The organism is Aquimarina sp. (assembly GCF_977115655.1).
Map to the genome: position 1 here is coordinate 71,682 of NZ_CDSBKO010000012.1, position 19,247 is coordinate 90,928.

The window sequence follows — 19,247 nt, forward strand, 5'->3', positions numbered from 1 at the left end:
CTTTTTTTCTTTCCTTAATCAGCTTTTATCTAATCGATGAAGCCTACTCCAGAAGTGTTATTGTTTTGTGAGTCTATCAAAATAAAGGATCCCGAGGCTTTGTTCTTACTGTAAGAATCTATCGCCAAAGGTTTGCTTAATTGTATGTTCACTTTTCCTATTTCGTTAAGGCCTAATGTACTTTTTGTAGTATCTTCTCCAGAAAAATCTGTTGCAATGGTACCACTTATGTTTTTTATTTTGGCTAAAATCCTGCTGCTTCCGCTTTGTATAAAATAATTTGTTCCTGGCTTCAGATCTTTACTATCCATCCAACATACGGTTGCTGTTAGCTGTTTTTCTACTCTTGGTTTTTCAGATGATTTTACAATCATATCTCCCCGGCTTACATTTACATCATCTTCTAATGTAATTGTACAGGAGCTTCCTCTGCCTGCTGTTTCAAACTTTTGGTCAAAAAAGTATATTTCTTTTATTTTTGATGTGGTTAATGAGGGCAGGATTGTCACTTCTTCTCCTACAGAAAGGTCTCCTCCGTATATTTTACCTGCATATCCTCTAAAATCATGAAATTCGTCTTTTTTAGGACGGATTACTGTTTGCACCGGAAAGCGAGCTTGTGCTTTTTCGTACACATCCTGTGCGTCCAACTCTTCTAAATGTTGCAATAAAGTTTGCCCGGTATACCAAGGTGTATTTTCAGATTTATCCACAACATTATCTCCTTGTAAAGCACTTACCGGAATAAAAGTTATGTTTTGTTCTTTGTAATCACTTTTTGCAATTAAAGTTTTAAATTCGGCTTTGATAGCTTCGTATTTTTCCTGAGAAAAATCTACCAAATCCATTTTATTAATTGCTACAATAACGTCTTTAACTCTTAGTAAGTTATTAATAAAAAAATGACGATATGTTTGTTCTATTACTCCTTTACGGGCATCCACCAAAATAATTGAAGCTTGTGAAGTTGATGCTCCTGTAACCATATTTCTGGTATACTCGATATGCCCCGGAGTATCTGCTATAATATAACTTTTTGTTTTTGTAGAAAAATAGATATGTGCTACATCGATAGTAATTCCTTGTTCGCGTTCTGCTACTAATCCATCTGTTGCCAACGAAAAGTCTAAGTAATCAAACCCATTAGCTTTACTTCTGGTCTCTATAGCTTCTAATTTATCTGTGGTTAATGATTTTGTATCGTATAGGATACGACCAATTAAGGTACTTTTACCATCATCTACACTTCCTGCTGTTGCTATTTTTAATACTTCCATAGCTATTTATTTTTCTCTTAATAGAGAGTATTTTAATTTAATATTCAATTTAAGTGTTTGCTATATTTTGGATTCCAGCCTTCGCTGGAATGACAAAAAAGCACTAAAAGTATCCTTGTTGTTTACGTTTTTCCATAGCAGCTTCGGATCTTTTATCATCAATACGAGCTCCTCTTTCTGAGATTGTGGACTCTCTGATTTCTGCTACTACTTTATCTATTGTTATTGCATCCGACAATACTGCTGCAGTACAAGACATATCTCCTACGGTACGAAAACGAACTAATCGTTCTTGTACTACCTCATCTTCTTCTCTGTAAACAACATCATCTTCTGCAGACCAAATCATACCATCTCTAACAAAGGTTTTACGTTTATGCGCAAAATATATAGACGGGATTTCAATATTTTCTTTTTCGATATAACTCCATACATCTAATTCTGTCCAATTGCTGATAGGAAATACCCGTACATTTTGTCCTAAATCAATTTTTCCATTAAGGTGGTCAAATAGCTCTGGGCGCTGATTTTTTTCATCCCATTGCCCAAAATCATCTCTAACCGAAAAAATACGTTCTTTTGCTCTTGCTTTTTCTTCGTCTCTGCGTGCACCACCAATTGCTGCATCAAATTTAAACTCTTCTAAAGCATCTAAAAGTGTAGTGGTTTGCAAACTGTTACGGCTGGCATATTTTCCTTTTTCTTCTATTACTTTACCTTCATTAATAGAATCCTGAACATTACGAACAATAAGTTCTACTCCTAATTCTTTTACCAACCGGTCTCTAAACTCTATGGTTTCAGGAAAATTATGTCCTGTATCAATATGTAATAACGGAAAAGGTATTTTTGCGGGATAGAATGCTTTTTGTGCTAATCGCACTAACGTGATAGAGTCCTTTCCTCCTGAAAAAAGTAATACTGGCTTTTCGAACTGTGCTACTACTTCTCGAAAAATATAAATTGCTTCACTTTCCAGAGGGTTTACAGTTAATCTTTTTGCATCTGTACCCTTTTCTTTTATATTTTTTTCAATCACTTCCATTTAATTTCTATTCTATTACGTTTTTGATACTATTTTTAAAAAGCTCCTCTAAATTAGTTGGTATGTAATCCACATTCTCTGTTTTCTAATACTTTTGTAGGGTCAAAATATTTAAACTCGTTTGGCAGATTATTTTCTTTTAAATAGGTGTCCAATTCGGCATCACTGTAATAATAAAACGGGCTCACCTTTAACACTCCATCCTTACCCATACTTAAGATATCTAAAGAGTCTCTTAATGCTGTTTGTCCTTTTCTAAGATTAGTAAACCATACATCTGGTTTAAAATCTGCCATTGCTCTTTTAAAAGGCTCTAACTTGACTTGTTCTGTAAAAACCTTATGTTTAGGATCTTCTATATCCGGAATCCCCATAACAACATCTCTGTGTGCAGTAGTTTGTCTGGGCACATATAATTGAACATTCAACTCTAATAATTTAATAACTTCTTCTGCGTGCCTGTATGTATTTGGTGTATTATAACCTGAATCACACCATATTACCGGAATATCAGATAGTGCTTTTGAGCATACATATAAAATTGCTGCTTCATAAGGTCTAAAATTAGTGGTTACTACGGGGGTTTTCGCATTTAAAACTGCCCATTGTACAATTTCTAAAGGGTTTTTGTCCTTTAGAGTTTTATTTAAGCTTTCTATTTCTTTTTCTGTAAAACTCATGATTTACTTAATTTCTTTTTCTTTTTAAAGCAATTATTTCCCCCATTTGATTCGATTCCAAATTCTTTCATGAAAGAAATAAAGAATCATTTTTGTAACAAAATCAACAGATGCGATAGATGTAGCAAGTGCTATTTCACCTGTTAACAGGAAAGATACAATTAATGTATCCAATGTACCTACTACTCTCCAGCTTACTGCTTTTACAATACTACGCAATGGTTTTTCTGAGGATTTATCATCCTGATACGTTGATTTTTGCGTAGCTACTTTATCTAATATCATCTGGTTTACAATCATTTTTTTTAAAAACCTATTACCCTATCGGGTTAGTAGATTATTAAACAAATGTATATATAATATTTTATTTACAGCATAAAAATCAAAGAAGTTCTTACACAAAGTATTAGAATTATGATATATTCAACAAAAACCCTAGTAACTTAGTAGATTATTAAAATAACCTGCATAAACACCAATAATTCATCAAACAAAATCTACTAATTTTTTATTAACAACCCTTAAAAACCTCCTAAAAAAGGGGTTCTTATTAAGGAATCTACAATATGCCATTTATATATTTCGTTAACAAAACCAAGTAGTAACTTAAAATACATATTGAAATGAAAAAAAATGTTCTGCTTTTATTTATAGCAACTACCTCATTGTTTTTGTCTTGCAAAAAGGATGATGATTCTTCTATAAATGCAGATGCTTCATTAGTACCCGGAGAATGGAGCTTGTCTGAAATAAAATCTGAAAACGGAAAAGTTTCTACCACTATTGAAAATATACCTGTAAGTGGCAATTACTTTATAACCGGAAAGGATTATACTGCAAAAATTACTTTTACCGAGTTTTCTGATACCAATAAACCTAATACTTTTGTTGGTTCTGGAGGGTTTACTGTAATTGCTACTATTAAAATCCCAACACAGTCTATCGATTATGAACAGATCGTTCCTAACTTTTTAGGAGTTGGAGAATGGAAAGTTGAAAATACGAGATTAATTACTACTGTTGCCGGAAAAAACAAATCTTTTGAAATCATTACTTTGACGGATAAAACAATGCGTATAAAAACCGACATTAAAGAAACTGTTGAACAAAAAGGTTTTACTTTTGAAGTAACAGGGGATCAAATTTTTACTTTGACAAAAAAATAACATCCCAACTTATTTTACTAAAAAGCCGGCTCTTTAACAGGCCGGCTTTTTTATTTATCTTATCTGTTCTAATGCTTGCTCAATATCATTAATTATATCCCCAATATATTCTAACCCTACAGAACAACGAACCATGCCATCTGTAATACCTACAACCAATTTATCTTCTTCTTCCAGTTTACTGTGTGTAGTAGAGGCTGGATGGGTTATTATAGTGCGGGTATCTCCAAGATTTGCAGATAGCGAGCACATTTTTACGCTATCAAAAAAGGTTTTACCTCCTGCAACTCCTCCTTTTACTTCAAAAGCTACAATATTGCCTCCTAATTTCATTTGCTTTTTAGCAACTTCATATTGTGGATGAGATTTTAAAAATGGATATTTCACCCAGTTTATTTTGGGGTGTGTTTCTAAAAACTGTGCTAATTTTAGCGCATTTTCGCAATGACGATCTACCCGAACCGCCAATGTTTCTAAACTCTTAGATAACACCCATGCATTAAAGGGGGACAAGGATGGGCCTGTGTTTCTGGAAAAAAGATAAATCTCTCGTATTAATTCTTTTTTACCAACAGTTACTCCTCCCAAAACCCTTCCTTGTCCGTCAATTAGTTTTGTTGCGGAATGGATTACTAAATCGGCACCAAATTTTATTGGGTTTTGTAAATAGGGAGTTGCAAAGCAATTATCTATTATCAAGAGTAAATTATGTTTTTTAGCCAGTTTACCTAATAGCTCCAAATCCAATATATCTACCCCCGGGTTTGTTGGTGATTCGGCGTATATAATTTTTGTGTTTGGTTGTATTAAGGTTTCTAATTTCTCTGCTTCGTCTACTTTAAAATAACTGGTTTCTATATTCCATTTTGGAAAATATTTGGTAAACAGTGTGTGTGTAGATCCAAAAACAGATCGTGCAGAAATGACATGGTCTCCTGCATTTAACAATGCGGCAAAAGTAGAGAAAACGGCGGCCATTCCTGTTGCAAAGGCATAGCCATCCTCTGCTCCTTCTAATTTGCAGATTTTGTCTACAAATTCTGTGGTGTTTGGGTTACTAAAACGGCTATACAGATTGCGCTCTGTTTCTTCGGCAAAGGCTGCTCTCATTTCTTCAGAATCTTCAAAAACAAATCCCGAAGTTAAATACAATGGCGTAGAGTGTTCTAAAAATTGTGTTTTATTGGTTTGCGTTCTTACCGCTTGTGTTTCAAAATGCAGATTGTCCTGACTCATACTACTTTATTATTAACTATCACTTTATACTCTATGGTAGCAGTTGGCTCTAACGTTTTGGAAACCGAGCAATATTTCTCAAAGGATAACTCTGCTGCTCTTTTTGCTTTTTCGGGATCAATATCCCCTTCTAAGTAAACAATGACAGCAATTTTTTTGAAAGGTTTTGCTCCATTAATTTCTTGACGGGTTCCATCTACTTCGGCTCTGTAATCTGTAATTTCCTGTCTTTGCTTTTTTAAAATAGAAATCACATCTATAGCACTGCAACCTGCAACCCCCATTAGCACATACTCCATTGGGCTAGGTGCCATATCGTGACCTCCAACCTGGGCTGTACTATCTATATGCGTTATATGTCCTCTTTCGTTTTTTAACTCAAAATAAAAATCATTGTCTATTCGTTTAAGCTGTATCTTCATCTAATTGTGTTTTATATATTTTATAAAAATTGGTTCTATATTTTATCATCCTCTTTCTGCTAATCGCAGTATATCGCCAAACACTCCTCTTGCTGTTACTGCTGCTCCTGCACCGGCTCCTTGAATTACAATAGGCTGATCCCCATAGGACTCTGTATAAATTTCAAAAATAGAATCTGATCCTTTTACTTGCCCTAATGCACTACTTTGTGGAACAGAAACTAATTTTACATCCAGATTTCCTTTTTCCTGAGATAAATCTCCCCAAAGATCACCAATATATCGTAATACATAGCCCGGAGTTTGTTCTTCTTTAATTTTTTTATAGACCTCATCCAATTCGGTAAGCTTTTCTAAAAATTCTTTTGCTTCTCCTTTTCTTAATGGCTCAGGAATCAGATTATGAATATTGATGTCTTCAAATTCATTGCTAAGGTCTAATTCTCTTGCGAGTATCAAAAGTTTTCTGCCCACATCATTACCGCAAAGATCCTCTCTTGGGTCTGGTTCTGTATATCCTTTATGTATGGCTTCTTGTAACACTTCACTAAATGGTCTTTCTTCTACTGAAAATGTATTGAACAAATAACTTAACGATCCAGAAAAAACACCTTTTATTCGGGTAATATTTTCTCCTGACAAATGCAACAACTTAATGGTATCAATTAATGGTAACCCTGCTCCTACATTGGTTTCATATAAGTATTGTTTTTGATTCTCTTCGAGTTTAATCCTTATTTTTTTATAAAAATCAAAACTCAGTGTGTTTGCTACTTTATTTGATGACACCAGATCAAAACCATGCTCAACCAAAGAAATATAATTTTCGGTAAACTTTTGGCTTGCTGTGTTATCTATAGCAATCAAATTTTCTAAGTGATGATCGTCGGCAAATTTTATCACATCATTAACTGTATATAAAACTCCTTCTTTAATTATATTATTTTTCCAATTTTGATCTATACCGTTTTTATTTAAAAGCACTTTTTTAGAGTTTGCTATAGCAAAAATGTTCAGTTTTATTTTTTTTCTACTTTCAATTTGTTCACGAGATTTCAAAATTTGGTCCACTAATGTACCTCCTACCAATCCATGACCAAATATTGCTATGTTTATTTTTTTTGAAATTTCAAAGATTTCACCATGAATAACGTTTAATGCACGATGTAATTGTTCTTTTCGAACTACTAAACTTACATTTTTGCCTGTAACTGTATTATTAAACAATAATGGTATTACCTGATTTTTGATTAGTGCGTTGTATGGTTTATGAAAAGTACTTAGGTCTTGTCCTATTATAGATATCACAGAAACCTCATGTTCTATAGTGATACCACTAACATCCCGTTTATAAAAATCAGATTCAAATTCTTGTTCTAATATAGATTTGGCTTCTTTTGCTTTATCTGCTTCGACAACAAAACCTATGCCTCGTTCTGAAGATCCCTGAGATATAATACTAACACTTATATTTTTATTTGCTAATGCTTTAAATATTCTGGCATCTACTCCTACACGCCCCAGCAATCCCCTTCCTTCCAGGTTTATCAAAGCTACATTTTCTAAAACTGAAAGAGATTTAATTCCTTTTTCGCTTGCTTCTCCTGTAATTAAGGTTCCTTGGTTTTCGTGGTCAAAAGTATTTAATATTCGTAACGGGATATTTTTTTCAATAAGAGGTATAATGGTTTTGGCATGTAATATATTCGCTCCAAAATAAGCTAGTTCATTTGCTTCTGTGAATGATAATTTTTCGATTTTTTTTGCTTCTGGCACCAAATCGGGGTTTGCGGTATAAATCCCGTTTACATGCGTAAAATTCTGAAGTTCTTCTGCTTCAAGATAGTTTGCTAGCAACGATGCTGTGTAATTACTACCATTTCTACCAAGTGTAGTGGTTTCATTTTTGGTATTAGATGCTATAAAACCAGTTACAATGTTTACTGTATCCCCATTATATTTTTGAAAGTGATTGATTACATTTTCTTTAGATAATTTATCTAACGGTTGTGCATCCCCAAATTGACCATCGGTTATGATAAGTTCCCTGCTATCTGTAAAATGAGCATTGATGTTTTTTTCTTTTAAAATCCGGGTTACCAACTTGGCCGATATAACTTCTCCTTGAGATAATACCTGATCTTTTATACGTTTACTATAGTCGCCCAAAAGCGAGACTCCTTCAAGGAGTTTATCCAGGGTTTCAAATTCTTCTGTAAAATCAACATCTTGAAAATCAGATTTTTGATATTTTTTAAACGCTTCTAACGATGCTTGGTAATCTTGATTTTTAACTGCTTTTTCAAGCATTTCTTCCAGTTCATCTGTTGCATTGCCTCTGGCAGATAATACAACGGTGATATTTTCTTTATTTTTTACTTTATTTTCGATTATATTTATAACGGTTTCTATTCCTTTTCCGTTAGCCAGGGATTTACCTCCAAATTTTAAAACTTTCATTTTTCTTCTCTTTTAAAAAACGTCCTTTAATAACGTGCTTAATTGTTCATATTCTATTAAAAAAGCATCATGACCATGAACTGAATTAATTATTCTGTGACTCACATTTTGCTTTACTTGTTTAAGTTCTTCGAATGTGATTTTGTCTTCTGCAACGGTAAAAAACATATCTGAATCTACACTTATAATGTGAATATCAGATTCTATTTTTTGAGCAACTTTTAAAAACCCTTCTCTTCCTTTGGTTATATCGATATTTGCAAGAATATGGTTTAGTGCTTTATATGCACAAAGGGTAAATCTGCTATTTAATTTTTCTCCATGATGAAATAACCAACTTTCTATATTATATACTTTTTTTTCTTGATTATATGTTCTATTAAATTTTTGTTTAAAGGACTCCGGGGTCCTGTAAATTAACATTGCATGTAATCTGGCATCATAAACCGGGTTTTTAGAATTTAATAAAATCTGCTCTTGTACCAAGCAATTTGCTTTTAACCAGTCTGTAGATTTCCAATCTGTCGCAATTGGTATTAAGTGTTCTATTAATTTGGGGTTAAGAGCGGCTAACTCCCATGCTATTCCCCCTCCTACAGATCCTCCGATTGCTGCATATAATTTATTTATCTTTAAAGATTTTAATCCTGCCAAAAAAATTGCTGCAATATCCCTGGCATTAAATGTTTTATAGTCTTCTATAAGATTTTCTTCTATACCATCATATCCGTTTCCCGGGATATTAAAGGATAAAATGGTATATTTATTGGTATCGATACATTTACCTTTTCCTATTAACCCGCTCCACCAACCGTCTTTTCCACATACTGTAGAGTTTCCGGTAAGAGCATGGTTTACTAATACAATCGGAGCTGTATAAATAGGTTTTCCAAATACTTGATATGTAAGAGGTATTTTGTGAATACACCTGTCCTTTACTGTAATAAAGTTTGAAATATCTAATTTTTGAAGCGTCATAAAATCGAGATGGGATCTTTTGGTTTTACTTAACAGTTGCTATTATTTTGGCAAATGCTGCTTTTAAATCTGTTTTAAGATCTTCAACATCTTCTATACCTACAGATAGACGTATCAAATCTTTTGTTACTCCGGTAGATTCTTGTTGTTTTTCGTCCAGTTGTTGATGGGTTGTGCTTGCCGGATGAATAATCAAAGATTTAGAATCTCCAATATTAGCTAATAAGGAGAAGAATTTTGTTTCATCTGCTATTATTTTGGCAGAATCAAAACCTCCTTTTACTCCAAAAGTTATGATCCCACTTTGTCCTTTTGGTAAATATTTTTGTCCTAGTTCGTAATAAGGGTCATTTTTAAGCCCCGGGTATTTAACCCAAACTACTTCTTCTTGGTTTTCGAGCCATTTAGCCAGTTCTAAAGCATTTTCACTATGTTTTTTAATTCTGATCTCCAGTGTTTCTAAGCCTTGTAAAATTTGAAATGCATTAAATGGGCTTAATGCAGCACCATGATCTCTCAAACCTTCGATTCTTGCTTTTGCTATAAAAGCCGCAGCACCTAATGCCTCATGATATACCAGCCCGTGATATCCCGCTGAAGGCTCTGTAAATTCCGGAAATTTACCATTAGACCAATCAAAGGTTCCTGCATCAATAATTACTCCTCCAAGAGAGGTTCCATTACCACTAATATATTTGGTAAGAGAGTGGATCACGATATTAGCTCCATATTCGACAGGATTTAATAATGCTGGCGTTGCTACAGTATTATCTACTATCAAAGGTACTTTAGCGTCCCTTGCTTTTGCTGATATTGCTTTTAAATCCAGTACATCTAATTTTGGATTACCCAAAGATTCTACAAAGAACACTTTTGTGTTTTCTTGTACTGCTTTTTCAAAGTTCTCGGGCTTGGATGGATCCACAAATGTGGTAGTAATTCCAAATCTTGGAAGTGTAACATTTAATAAATTATAGGTCCCCCCATATAAACTACTAGACGCAACGATATGATCTCCTGTCTTAAGCAATGTAAGCAATGTAGTATTAATTGCAGCTGTTCCTGATGCGGTTACCACTGCTCCTATACCTCCTTCTAAATCTGCAAGGCGTTGTTCTAAAATATCATTTGTAGGATTGTTTAATCTGGTATAAATAAACCCTGATTCTGATAAATTAAATACATTGGCTGCATGATTTGAATTTTTAAAAACGTATGATGTAGTTTGATAAATAGGTACTGCCCTGGTTCCTCCATTAGCAGAAACGTCATGACCTGCATGTAAAGCTTTTGTTGCAAATTTTTGTACGCTCATAATTTTCTGATTTAAATTTTTAAAAAAAATCAAATACCCCAAACACTCTTTATAGTGAATAGATTTAGAAAATTAAAAAGAAAGGGACACAACAATTATCCGAAAAATGTAATTGTATCGAGTTATCTTCTCCTATAATTAAACAGGATAGAATTTAGCACCTTCTCTAAATAAATTAAAGGGTTGCTAAGGTTTCACAGGGTCTATTCCCTCCACCTTTCTTAATAACTTACCAATATGTATAAGAAACTTGACGGCAAATCTAATAAATATTTTTAAACAACATCTATTTTAATGAAAAATTATTTCTGCAAGCATACATGATATTTCATACATAGCCATACTGGATAAAAAAAGTAAATGTTCCTTTTTGTTAAACTTATAAACAAGGAAATATAAATTAATAACGGAGAATACTAAGGTATACTTCTGAAAAACAGATCTTGTTTTTAAGGTAATCCACAGAGAATCAAGCCCTCAATAAGTGATTAAAATTAATGATACGTTAAATGCTTTTAAGTATTATCATTTTTTTTACCTTTGGAAAATATTTTTACGGGAAAGATTTGACTGATTGCAACCCAAAAATACTTAATCACAGATTAACGGTATTAAAAATGCTAAAGCAGTTCGGTTTATTAAAATTCATCGGAAGCTTTATTTTGCAACTTTGTCTAAAAAATCCCAATAAAACCAATAACGAATGGCATATTTATTTACTTCAGAGAGTGTATCTGAGGGACACCCAGATAAGGTAGCAGATCAAATTAGTGATGCATTATTAGACAACTTTTTGGCTTTTGACCCGGATTCTAAAGTAGCATGTGAAACCTTGGTTACTACAGGACAGGTAGTGCTTGCAGGAGAGGTGAAATCCAAAACCTATCTTGATGTGCAACATATTGCAAGAGAGGTTATCAATAACATCGGGTACACAAAAGGAGCTTATCAATTTAGTGGCGATTCTTGTGGTGTAATTTCTCTTATCCATGAACAATCCCAAGATATAAACCAAGGGGTAGATCGTGAAAACAAAGAAGAGCAAGGAGCCGGAGATCAAGGAATGATGTTTGGTTATGCTACCAAAGAGACTGCTAACTATATGCCTCTGGCTCTTGATATTTCTCATAAAATCTTAATAGAGCTGGCTAAATTAAGGCGAGAAGGTGTTGAAATACCTTATTTACGTCCGGATTCTAAAAGTCAAGTTACTATTGAGTATAGTGATGACAACATCCCTCAACGTATAGTAGCAATAGTTGTATCTACACAACATGATGATTTTGACAAGGATGATGATAAAATGTTGGATAAAATCAAGAAAGATATTATATCTATTTTAATACCTCGGGTAATTGCACAACTACCCGAATATATACAAAAGTTATTTAACGATCATATTACATATCATATTAATCCAACAGGAAAATTTGTAATAGGTGGTCCACATGGTGACACAGGTCTAACAGGGCGAAAAATTATTGTAGATACCTATGGTGGAAAAGGAGCACATGGCGGAGGTGCTTTTTCTGGCAAAGACCCAAGTAAAGTAGACAGATCTGCAGCTTACGCTTCCAGACATATTGCAAAAAACCTGGTTGCTGCGGGTGTAGCTAATGAAGTATTAGTGCAGGTATCTTATGCTATTGGTGTGGTTGAGCCTACTTCTATTTTTGTAGACACCTATGGCACCAGTACTCTTGGAATAAAAGATGGGGAAATAGCTAAAAAAGTAGGTGAAATATTTGATATGAGACCTTCAGCAATAGAAAAACGTCTTAAATTACGAAATCCTATTTATCAAGAAACTGCTGCTTACGGGCACATGGGCAAAGAACCTCAAATAATTACCAAAATTTTTGAAAGCCCGTATTCTGGCAAAATCGAAAAAGAAGTAGAGCTGTTTACCTGGGAGAAACTAGATTATGTAGATACTGTTAAAGAGGCTTTTAAAATATAAGATAAGATGATTCATTTTATCCTCTTTTAATTGTTCTTTATCGATTTCTTTGTAAAACCCTGAAAAAATGAGGTTTACCCGTATTATAAAATCAAGTAATATTACTACATTTGTCGCGTTAATGTGTATCAATCATAAAAACATATCTACTCTAAGGGGAAATGATATTGATATGTCTTTTTAAAATTTCAATATACATCATTAATGAACATACTAAAACCCGGGAAATGAAATTAAAATTTGCAATAAATGTCGCTTTTTTATTACTATGTGGTATCTCATTTGGTCAAAATTTTGAAAACGAATTTACTTCAGTAAAAAATATTGACAACCAAATTCTGGAAGAGCAATACAGTACCGATAAAATTTCTACTACTGACAGATTAATAGTACAGACACCTATAAAAGATGAGGACGAAAGTTTTTATAGCAAAAAGGAGTGGAAAAAAATAAAAAAGCAGCTTAAAAAAAATAAGAAAAGATTTTCTAATTCAAACAATAGCATCCACACCTCTAAAATAATAGATACTATTTACCTGAATATTCCTATACCAACCCACACCAGAGAATCACGTTTATCAGGATGGTAAAAATATTCATTAGAGATGTTTTTAAGACAAAAAAATGGGCTAGTCAATGTTGACTAGCCCATTTTTTTGTCTTAAAAACAGGCTTCTGCCACCCAAGAATATACTTTTTTCGAGAAATAATTTTATTTAGAACCATTAAGAATAGCTCTAGCATCCTGTATTTACTTGGTTTTATATAAATTCCTGTTTTTTTTAAAATTAAAAAAAACAGGAGTAAAAAAAAGTGTTTTTTACCCAAAAAAGCCAGTAAACACAAGACATTCATAACTACTTCAGGGGAAAAATCCCTATAACATATTGTGGTTTTTCCGTAAGTAAAATTCAAATAGTATAATTATCTTAGTAACTGAAATTCAAATACTTATTTAATTACAAACAAAATAAAAACTTTATTTTTTAAATTATTAACGCCTCAAAATCTAAAAAAATGAAAGCATTTCTGACTACTGTACTACTCTTAATATTCAATTTATCTATAGGACAAAATAGTGTTGCCAACTATAGGATTATCGACCAAACAAATAAAAACGGTTTTCAAACACAAGATAATCACAGCAATGATGAACTTAATAAATCCAGGATAGCAACTACCTCCAAAAAAACAGAGAATAACAGCAAACCTATAAAAGTTGAAACCTACAGCGAAAAAGAATGGAAAAAGATAACAAAACAAATCAAGAGAAATAAAAAGAGGCTTTCTTACATGAAAAAGGATATGTATCCTGCAAAAAAAATAGATACTGTGTATCTACATCCAAAAAAAGAATCTCTATTATCAGGATGGTAATGCTTGGTTATTAAACCCGGATTATCAATGTCGTTAAGTTAAGCGGTATCTTTTTGAGGATTAAATATCTGTAAAAGCAAAATACTCCTTTACTTCCATCATGGATTCCGGGTGTAGGCTGGAATCCAATATTAACAAACTTTAAATCAATAGTTTAAATTATTAATTTAATAACATTGCCCGGATTATGCATTAGATAAAAAATCCACTACAGCTCAAAACCGCTTCAAACTTCATTAACGAAGTTCTAATGCAACTCGGGTTTAATGTAAAAAACAAAAAAAACCGTTTTACCAACGGTTTTTTTTGTTTAAAAATACTGCTCAATCAAGATCTCTTATTATTGTTCCATCTTCAAATAATAGTCTACAGAATGTTTACCAGATCCATAAAACAAGAAGAATATACATATTAACAAGATTACACTGGCAACAATAAGGTTTGCTATATCCAAAGCGCCCAAAAAGTTGATAACCACAGCTCCTATTAATAAAGGAAGTTGTGCCATTACTGACCACCTGGTCAACAAGCCAAAGGCAATAAGAACGCCTCCTATTAAATGTGCAGGGGCTACGTAATGAATTATAATCATAGAACCTGCCAGGTTTTGAACAGGTTTAATAAGGTCTACCAAAATCTGGCTGTTACTTATAAAGTTTATTCCTTTTATAAATAAAAATACACCCAAAGCGATTCTTAACAAATCCAGTGGGTAATACGTATGGGCATTAGCCCATTTATTTAATGATTTTATTGTTGGCATAATATAACAAGTATTGATTACACAATTATAATATACTCATTTTTAAGCAAATAAAAAAGAACAATCCTTAAAAACAAAGCCCCATTATCGTCTCATGTATCGAATACTTTTAAATTTTTGAACAATATCACTTAATAAATCCACTGCAGATCCTGAAACAATTTTAATCTTTTGGTTGGTTAGCCCCAACAAACCATAAGCCCGATTTTTTATATCTTCTTCAAACTTATAATAAGATAAAACCAATGTACATATACTAAGTATAAACAGCAACGCTCCTATAAAAACTTGTAATGGTGTCAAACTATGATAAAAAAACCTGCTAAGACCTAATCCAAACCAGCTTCCATAAAGAACAAAAAAGTGAACAATATAAATCGACAATGTTCTTCCTCCTATTTTTGTTATTACTTTACTAGTTACATAATCTCTGCCAATAATGAATATGGAAAAAAGCATGCACACATTTCCTAATCTTATAAACAAAAAGTTATTGTATGCTACAGATTTAAAGATTGCAATCCCTGTAAACGAATGCCCAAGCATTAAAACAGGTGATGAAAAGAAGACCAATAAAATCCCGACAAAAAAGAGAATCATTATCGTATAGGAATAAAACTTTTTGTGCTCCCCGTGCTTTAAAAAAATAGTCGCCATATAGCTGCCAAAACACACATAACCAAACCAAGGAAGTAATGTAAAAACAGATCCGTTTTTATTTGTAAAATAATTAGCCACCGTTTGTGGTAAAAACTCTAATATACAACTACCATATACAGGTTGCAAAAGAAATATAGTAACACCTAATACAAGTACTGTGTTTTGAAACCAGGTCTCATTAATACGGCACAAAACAAGATAAATACCTATCAATAACAATAACGAAGTTCCTATGCATTGCAAAACATCTACATAAAAAAATGAGGCATTAACTGTTCCTGTAAAAAGAGCATAAAAGCTTAACCGCAATAAATACCCCCAAAAAATTACTTTGATTGCACGTTTTACTCCTTTTAATACTCTGGGATTTTCTAACCCGGTAGTTTTTTGTTTTAGTAATAAATATGTAAAAACAAAACCTGTTATCGTAAAAAATGTAGGAGCAGTCATTCCTCTAAAATACTCCCATATAGTATATATAAGATTATTTTTATCCCGATACACATCTCCTAAAAGAGAGTGCACAAAATGCCCTTGAAGCATCATAATTATTGCGAATGCCCGTATTGCATCCATAAAATGCAATCGACTACTGCGTTTAGTCATCATTGAAGTATTTGGTTAGTTATTCCCCAAAACGAATTTCGGGTTTCATTATTGCTTAAAAGCGCGCAAAGCTAACCAATTTTTATTTGTATTTCTATACTGATTTTTAAGTATTTACAATTAATATACCTGCAAATTACCACAAAGAACAAATACCTTTGTTTTCAAATAAATACTTGCCAATTACAACAATAGTTTTTTTAAAAAAAATTGTGCAAAAACACACATTTACCTAGTTCTAAATGCTTCCTTTTAAGAAGGGCCAAAGATATACTTTGACAAAATTAATTAGCGTTATTACAAACCTGAGCTTGTTGTTTTTAATAAAGAATATGTAAAAAAGAAGGGATTTATCTATAAATTTAACCAGACACAAACGTATTAAAAAACCAATAACATTTGCATTATTACCTTTATTTTTTTACAAACAAAAACCTTAATCTTATGAAAACTGATATGTATACCAAATTTATAACGACCATTATTGCTATTTGTCTTGTTATTATTGTAATAAGAGATACCGATATTATTCAAAAAGCTAACGCAAATAATATTTTGGACAGAAATTATACTATTCTCCCCATCAATAATGACGGTTCTATAACTGTAAAACTAAGTAGTACCGATGTGTTGGATGTAAATATCAAAAACATAGACACGTATGATAAACTAAAGGTAGACGTTACCAGCATTAGCACCAAAGATGAATTAGATATTAATATTGATGAAATTGGAGGAAGTTATGTATCAAGCGGCGGGCCTATAAAGGTAAAAATAAGCAATTAACAGCTATTATATATAACCTATTACAATACCTGTATTTAAGAATATTGAGGGCTACAATAATATTGAACTAATTTTTGTCTGACCACCCTCCCCGATTTCTAAAACATACTTTGTTTTGTAACTAATCCCCAAAAACTAAAATCCTTAATAAAAGACAGCATAGATATATTAAAATTCTTTTCTATCCTTTTTATGTTCCTTATAAAATGCCCTATATTTACGTGCAAACTTTGGCACGCACTTTTTTATAAAAACACATCAAGAAAAACAATCTACTATGCATATAGCGATAGCTGGAAATATCGGAGCCGGAAAAACAACATTAACCCGATTACTTGCTAAACATTATAAATGGGAAGCTCATTTTGAAGATGTATTGGAAAATCCTTATCTGGAGGATTTTTATAATAAAATGGAACGTTGGTCTTTTAATCTTCAGATTTACTTTCTTAACAGCCGTTTTAGACAAATATTAGAAATTCGGGAAAGTGGAAAAGATATTATTCAGGATAGAACTATTTATGAGGACGCATACATTTTTGCGCCAAATCTTCATGCAATGGGGTTAATGACAAATCGTGATTATGAAAACTACAGATCTCTTTTTGACCTTATGGAAGGTGTTGTAGAAGGTCCTGACCTGTTAATATACCTTAGAAGCAGTATTCCCAATCTGGTAAATCAAATTCATAAACGAGGCAGGGAGTACGAAAACACAATTAGTATCGATTACCTAAGCAGGCTTAATGAGCGTTATGAAGCATGGGCCCATGATTATAACAAAGGAAATCTTCTTATTGTAGATGTAGATCACATTAATTTTGTAGATAACCCTGAAGATTTGGGCAATATTATTAACCGTATTGATGCAGAATTAAACGGGTTGTTTTAATACTAAAAAAACAAAATGGACTTTACTGCTCTTTTCCAATTTTTACAGGATTTACAAAACAACAACCATAAAGAATGGATGGATGATAATAGAAAAAGGTATCAAAATATCCGAAATTCGTTTATACACTGGTTAGATGAACTAGATGGGCGATTTGCTGCCATAGATCCCACTTATTGTTCTACTTCTGGCAAAAAGGGAATAAATCGTATTAATAATAATTTACTTTTTCATCCAAACAAACCTGTTTATAAAGATCATTTTGCCGCCGGATTAGACCAACTAACAAAACAAGGTGATTTTTATATCCAGATTGGCATTAACGAATGCGAATTGGCAGGAGGCTACTGGAAACCCGACAACAAAACCCTTAATAGCATTAGGGAAGCTATTGATTATAACGGTGAAGAATTAGTAAAAATACTAAACAAACATAGTTTTAAAGCTACTTTTGGCGGTATGATTCCTGATAAGAACATGTTAAAAACAGCTCCAAAAGGATACAGTTCTGACCATAAACATATTGACTTACTCAAACACCGAACTTTTGCTGTAATTCACTCTTTAACCAAAGAAGACATACTTAGTAACAATTTTACGGATAAAATTATAGAAGTTTACAAAGAAATGCTTCCGTTCAGGCGATATCTTAATAAAGCCGTAACTGTGTAGTTTATAAATAAACAAGAGACATAAAAAACTTTACACCTCTTGTTTGTTTTTGATTTAAATCGATTTCAATAAATTAATGAAATCTCGTATAAGATCTATAAGAGCCTGTACCAGAAATTCTTGTTCTTACAACTTTTCTTTCTGTATTATTTGAAGTGAGGTGGTTTGCATACCATATTCCATTATCAAAATCAACTTGGTATTCTAAAAACCATTTGTAATCAGACCAAGGCCATATTCCATCTTTTTTCCATGCATAAAATTGTACCCTAACTCTTCCGCATATCACATTTGTCCAAGTGCGTGTATCATCTAATTCTCTCCAGGATCCACCAAAATAAGATTCTCTGGTTAATGCAGATGTTCTTGCTCCCTCATCACAAAACTCAATATTAGAAGGTGTAGAAGAAACAGGTGCATAGCAATATGTATTTCTGAAATTAGTTGCTCCTACATCATAACATGCTGCTTTTTGGTTCAATTCGACATAATTAGCATCCAAAATTTCTACTTGCTTCTCAAACTTCTGGATTTGTCGACCAGAAGCTTTTAAAGCTTCTTTGCTAGCTGTTTTTGCAATTCTATCCGGCACCTCAATATTATTATTAGTAACCTGCACAAAAACATCAAACGGAGTTAGTTCTTCATTTTTTATTACTCCTTTTTCTTGATTACTATATGCATTCCCGTATAATCTTTCTATAACCACTATATCATCTTCTTCTCCTAATGCTATAAAGCTAAATTCGTGACCCTGTTTTTGCACTTTTGCCACAAGACGTGAATGCATGGATACATCGGCAGGAAGCACAGCATCTTTAGTTGGCTCCTCATTTAATACTATTTGTTGCTAGTTCTGCAACTTCTTCTTTTTCGCAAGCAATAAATCCTATACTAAGGATTATTACAATCATTACTGTTTTTAAAAGTCGATTTTTCATAATTAATAAGT

Annotated in this window: 19 protein-coding genes and 1 riboswitch; of the genes, 7 read left to right on the plus strand and 12 right to left on the minus strand. The window is 32.7% G+C overall.

Annotation, left to right across the window (positions count from 1 at the left end; translation table 11 throughout):
- Nucleotides 1-29 precede the first annotated feature (29 nt).
- The 4 genes from ACZIYX_RS07265 to ACZIYX_RS07280 all read right to left on the minus strand — a co-directional run bounded on the left by ACZIYX_RS07265 (nucleotide 30) and on the right by ACZIYX_RS07280 (nucleotide 3,287).
- Nucleotides 30-1,277: a sulfate adenylyltransferase subunit 1 gene (locus ACZIYX_RS07265; RefSeq protein WP_462681547.1), complete on the minus strand. Its 1,248-nt coding sequence runs from the start codon at nucleotides 1,275-1,277 to the stop codon at nucleotides 30-32.
- Nucleotides 1,278-1,380: 103 nt separating this feature from the next.
- Nucleotides 1,381-2,322 carry a sulfate adenylyltransferase subunit CysD gene (gene cysD, locus ACZIYX_RS07270; RefSeq protein WP_462681548.1) on the minus strand — a complete coding sequence of 314 codons (942 nt, stop codon included), beginning with the start codon at nucleotides 2,320-2,322 and terminating at the stop codon, nucleotides 1,381-1,383.
- A 53-nt stretch (nucleotides 2,323-2,375) separates the two neighbouring features.
- Nucleotides 2,376-3,002, minus strand: a complete 627-nt coding sequence (locus tag ACZIYX_RS07275) for a phosphoadenosine phosphosulfate reductase domain-containing protein (protein WP_462681549.1) — start codon at nucleotides 3,000-3,002, stop codon at nucleotides 2,376-2,378.
- Between the two features lie 33 nt (nucleotides 3,003-3,035).
- Nucleotides 3,036-3,287, minus strand: a complete 252-nt coding sequence (locus ACZIYX_RS07280; protein ID WP_462681550.1) for a DUF2061 domain-containing protein — start codon at nucleotides 3,285-3,287, stop codon at nucleotides 3,036-3,038.
- A gap of 338 nt (nucleotides 3,288-3,625) precedes the next feature.
- On the opposite strand from ACZIYX_RS07280, the gene ACZIYX_RS07285 reads away from it, so the two are divergent.
- Nucleotides 3,626-4,168 carry a hypothetical protein gene (locus ACZIYX_RS07285; RefSeq protein ID WP_462681551.1) on the plus strand — a complete coding sequence of 181 codons (543 nt, stop codon included), beginning with the start codon at nucleotides 3,626-3,628 and terminating at the stop codon, nucleotides 4,166-4,168.
- 54 nt (nucleotides 4,169-4,222) lie between these two features.
- Here ACZIYX_RS07285 and ACZIYX_RS07290 read toward each other — a convergent pair whose 3' ends face one another.
- From ACZIYX_RS07290 to ACZIYX_RS07310, 5 genes are read right to left on the minus strand one after another with little or no spacing between them, the layout of a single operon-like run.
- Complete coding sequence (locus tag ACZIYX_RS07290) at nucleotides 4,223-5,404, minus strand: trans-sulfuration enzyme family protein (protein WP_462681552.1); 1,182 nt, start codon at nucleotides 5,402-5,404, stop codon at nucleotides 4,223-4,225.
- Nucleotides 5,401-5,826: an OsmC family protein gene (locus tag ACZIYX_RS07295; RefSeq protein WP_462681553.1), complete on the minus strand. Its 426-nt coding sequence runs from the start codon at nucleotides 5,824-5,826 to the stop codon at nucleotides 5,401-5,403. Before ACZIYX_RS07295 ends, ACZIYX_RS07290 begins: the two co-directional genes overlap by 4 nt.
- A gap of 45 nt (nucleotides 5,827-5,871) precedes the next feature.
- Nucleotides 5,872-8,286 carry a bifunctional aspartate kinase/homoserine dehydrogenase I gene (thrA, locus tag ACZIYX_RS07300; protein ID WP_462681554.1) on the minus strand — a complete coding sequence of 805 codons (2,415 nt, stop codon included), beginning with the start codon at nucleotides 8,284-8,286 and terminating at the stop codon, nucleotides 5,872-5,874.
- 12 nt (nucleotides 8,287-8,298) lie between these two features.
- A complete protein-coding gene (locus ACZIYX_RS07305) occupies nucleotides 8,299-9,264 on the minus strand; it encodes an alpha/beta fold hydrolase (protein ID WP_462681555.1) in 966 nt (321 codons plus the stop codon).
- A gap of 25 nt (nucleotides 9,265-9,289) precedes the next feature.
- Complete coding sequence (locus tag ACZIYX_RS07310) at nucleotides 9,290-10,579, minus strand: O-acetylhomoserine aminocarboxypropyltransferase/cysteine synthase family protein (RefSeq protein WP_462681556.1); 1,290 nt, start codon at nucleotides 10,577-10,579, stop codon at nucleotides 9,290-9,292.
- 119 nt (nucleotides 10,580-10,698) lie between these two features.
- Nucleotides 10,699-10,810: riboswitch (SAM riboswitch) on the minus strand.
- 472 nt (nucleotides 10,811-11,282) lie between these two features.
- Here ACZIYX_RS07310 and metK point away from each other — a divergent pair.
- From metK to ACZIYX_RS07325, 3 genes are all read left to right on the plus strand, one after another.
- Nucleotides 11,283-12,539 carry a methionine adenosyltransferase gene (gene metK / locus ACZIYX_RS07315; protein ID WP_462681557.1) on the plus strand — a complete coding sequence of 419 codons (1,257 nt, stop codon included), beginning with the start codon at nucleotides 11,283-11,285 and terminating at the stop codon, nucleotides 12,537-12,539.
- A gap of 227 nt (nucleotides 12,540-12,766) precedes the next feature.
- Complete coding sequence (locus ACZIYX_RS07320) at nucleotides 12,767-13,129, plus strand: hypothetical protein (protein WP_462681558.1); 363 nt, start codon at nucleotides 12,767-12,769, stop codon at nucleotides 13,127-13,129.
- A gap of 427 nt (nucleotides 13,130-13,556) precedes the next feature.
- Entirely contained in the window at nucleotides 13,557-13,916 is a 360-nt protein-coding gene (locus tag ACZIYX_RS07325; RefSeq protein WP_462681559.1) for a hypothetical protein, read from the plus strand.
- A gap of 340 nt (nucleotides 13,917-14,256) precedes the next feature.
- Here ACZIYX_RS07325 and ACZIYX_RS07330 read toward each other — a convergent pair whose 3' ends face one another.
- Both ACZIYX_RS07330 and ACZIYX_RS07335 read right to left on the minus strand, forming a co-directional pair.
- A complete protein-coding gene (locus ACZIYX_RS07330; RefSeq protein ID WP_462681560.1) occupies nucleotides 14,257-14,679 on the minus strand; it encodes a DoxX family protein in 423 nt (140 codons plus the stop codon).
- 84 nt (nucleotides 14,680-14,763) lie between these two features.
- Nucleotides 14,764-15,948 carry a heparan-alpha-glucosaminide N-acetyltransferase domain-containing protein gene (locus ACZIYX_RS07335; RefSeq protein ID WP_462681561.1) on the minus strand — a complete coding sequence of 395 codons (1,185 nt, stop codon included), beginning with the start codon at nucleotides 15,946-15,948 and terminating at the stop codon, nucleotides 14,764-14,766.
- A gap of 441 nt (nucleotides 15,949-16,389) precedes the next feature.
- Between ACZIYX_RS07335 and ACZIYX_RS07340 the strand changes: the two genes are divergently transcribed.
- From ACZIYX_RS07340 to ACZIYX_RS07350, 3 genes are all read left to right on the plus strand, one after another.
- Nucleotides 16,390-16,731 carry a hypothetical protein gene (locus ACZIYX_RS07340; protein ID WP_462681562.1) on the plus strand — a complete coding sequence of 114 codons (342 nt, stop codon included), beginning with the start codon at nucleotides 16,390-16,392 and terminating at the stop codon, nucleotides 16,729-16,731.
- Nucleotides 16,732-17,008: 277 nt separating this feature from the next.
- Nucleotides 17,009-17,623 (plus strand): deoxynucleoside kinase, encoded by a 615-nt coding sequence (locus ACZIYX_RS07345; protein ID WP_462681563.1) that lies wholly within the window; start codon nucleotides 17,009-17,011, stop codon nucleotides 17,621-17,623.
- 15 nt (nucleotides 17,624-17,638) lie between these two features.
- On the plus strand, nucleotides 17,639-18,295 hold the full coding sequence (locus ACZIYX_RS07350; protein ID WP_462681564.1) for a DUF2461 domain-containing protein: 657 nt from the start codon (nucleotides 17,639-17,641) through the stop codon (nucleotides 18,293-18,295).
- A gap of 73 nt (nucleotides 18,296-18,368) precedes the next feature.
- Here ACZIYX_RS07350 and ACZIYX_RS07355 read toward each other — a convergent pair whose 3' ends face one another.
- Nucleotides 18,369-19,106, minus strand: coding sequence for a hypothetical protein (locus tag ACZIYX_RS07355; protein ID WP_462681565.1), 738 nt, complete (start codon nucleotides 19,104-19,106; stop codon nucleotides 18,369-18,371).
- Nucleotides 19,107-19,247: the final 141 nt, after the last annotated feature.

What these genes read in the sequence shown, in the direction of transcription:
- ACZIYX_RS07265 (WP_462681547.1), bottom strand. Translation starts at nt 1,277, where the DNA reads ATGGAAGTATTAAAAATAGCAACAGCAGGAAGTGTAGATGATGGTAAA.
- cysD (WP_462681548.1), bottom strand. Translation starts at nt 2,322, where the DNA reads ATGGAAGTGATTGAAAAAAATATAAAAGAAAAGGGTACAGATGCAAAA.
- ACZIYX_RS07275 (WP_462681549.1), bottom strand. Translation starts at nt 3,002, where the DNA reads ATGAGTTTTACAGAAAAAGAAATAGAAAGCTTAAATAAAACTCTAAAG.
- ACZIYX_RS07280 (WP_462681550.1), bottom strand. Translation starts at nt 3,287, where the DNA reads ATGATATTAGATAAAGTAGCTACGCAAAAATCAACGTATCAGGATGAT.
- ACZIYX_RS07285 (WP_462681551.1), top strand. Translation starts at nt 3,626, where the DNA reads ATGAAAAAAAATGTTCTGCTTTTATTTATAGCAACTACCTCATTGTTT.
- ACZIYX_RS07290 (WP_462681552.1), bottom strand. Translation starts at nt 5,404, where the DNA reads ATGAGTCAGGACAATCTGCATTTTGAAACACAAGCGGTAAGAACGCAA.
- ACZIYX_RS07295 (WP_462681553.1), bottom strand. Translation starts at nt 5,826, where the DNA reads ATGAAGATACAGCTTAAACGAATAGACAATGATTTTTATTTTGAGTTA.
- thrA (WP_462681554.1), bottom strand. Translation starts at nt 8,286, where the DNA reads ATGAAAGTTTTAAAATTTGGAGGTAAATCCCTGGCTAACGGAAAAGGA.
- ACZIYX_RS07305 (WP_462681555.1), bottom strand. Translation starts at nt 9,264, where the DNA reads ATGACGCTTCAAAAATTAGATATTTCAAACTTTATTACAGTAAAGGAC.
- ACZIYX_RS07310 (WP_462681556.1), bottom strand. Translation starts at nt 10,579, where the DNA reads ATGAGCGTACAAAAATTTGCAACAAAAGCTTTACATGCAGGTCATGAC.
- metK (WP_462681557.1), top strand. Translation starts at nt 11,283, where the DNA reads ATGGCATATTTATTTACTTCAGAGAGTGTATCTGAGGGACACCCAGAT.
- ACZIYX_RS07320 (WP_462681558.1), top strand. Translation starts at nt 12,767, where the DNA reads ATGAAATTAAAATTTGCAATAAATGTCGCTTTTTTATTACTATGTGGT.
- ACZIYX_RS07325 (WP_462681559.1), top strand. Translation starts at nt 13,557, where the DNA reads ATGAAAGCATTTCTGACTACTGTACTACTCTTAATATTCAATTTATCT.
- ACZIYX_RS07330 (WP_462681560.1), bottom strand. Translation starts at nt 14,679, where the DNA reads ATGCCAACAATAAAATCATTAAATAAATGGGCTAATGCCCATACGTAT.
- ACZIYX_RS07335 (WP_462681561.1), bottom strand. Translation starts at nt 15,948, where the DNA reads ATGATGACTAAACGCAGTAGTCGATTGCATTTTATGGATGCAATACGG.
- ACZIYX_RS07340 (WP_462681562.1), top strand. Translation starts at nt 16,390, where the DNA reads ATGAAAACTGATATGTATACCAAATTTATAACGACCATTATTGCTATT.
- ACZIYX_RS07345 (WP_462681563.1), top strand. Translation starts at nt 17,009, where the DNA reads ATGCATATAGCGATAGCTGGAAATATCGGAGCCGGAAAAACAACATTA.
- ACZIYX_RS07350 (WP_462681564.1), top strand. Translation starts at nt 17,639, where the DNA reads ATGGACTTTACTGCTCTTTTCCAATTTTTACAGGATTTACAAAACAAC.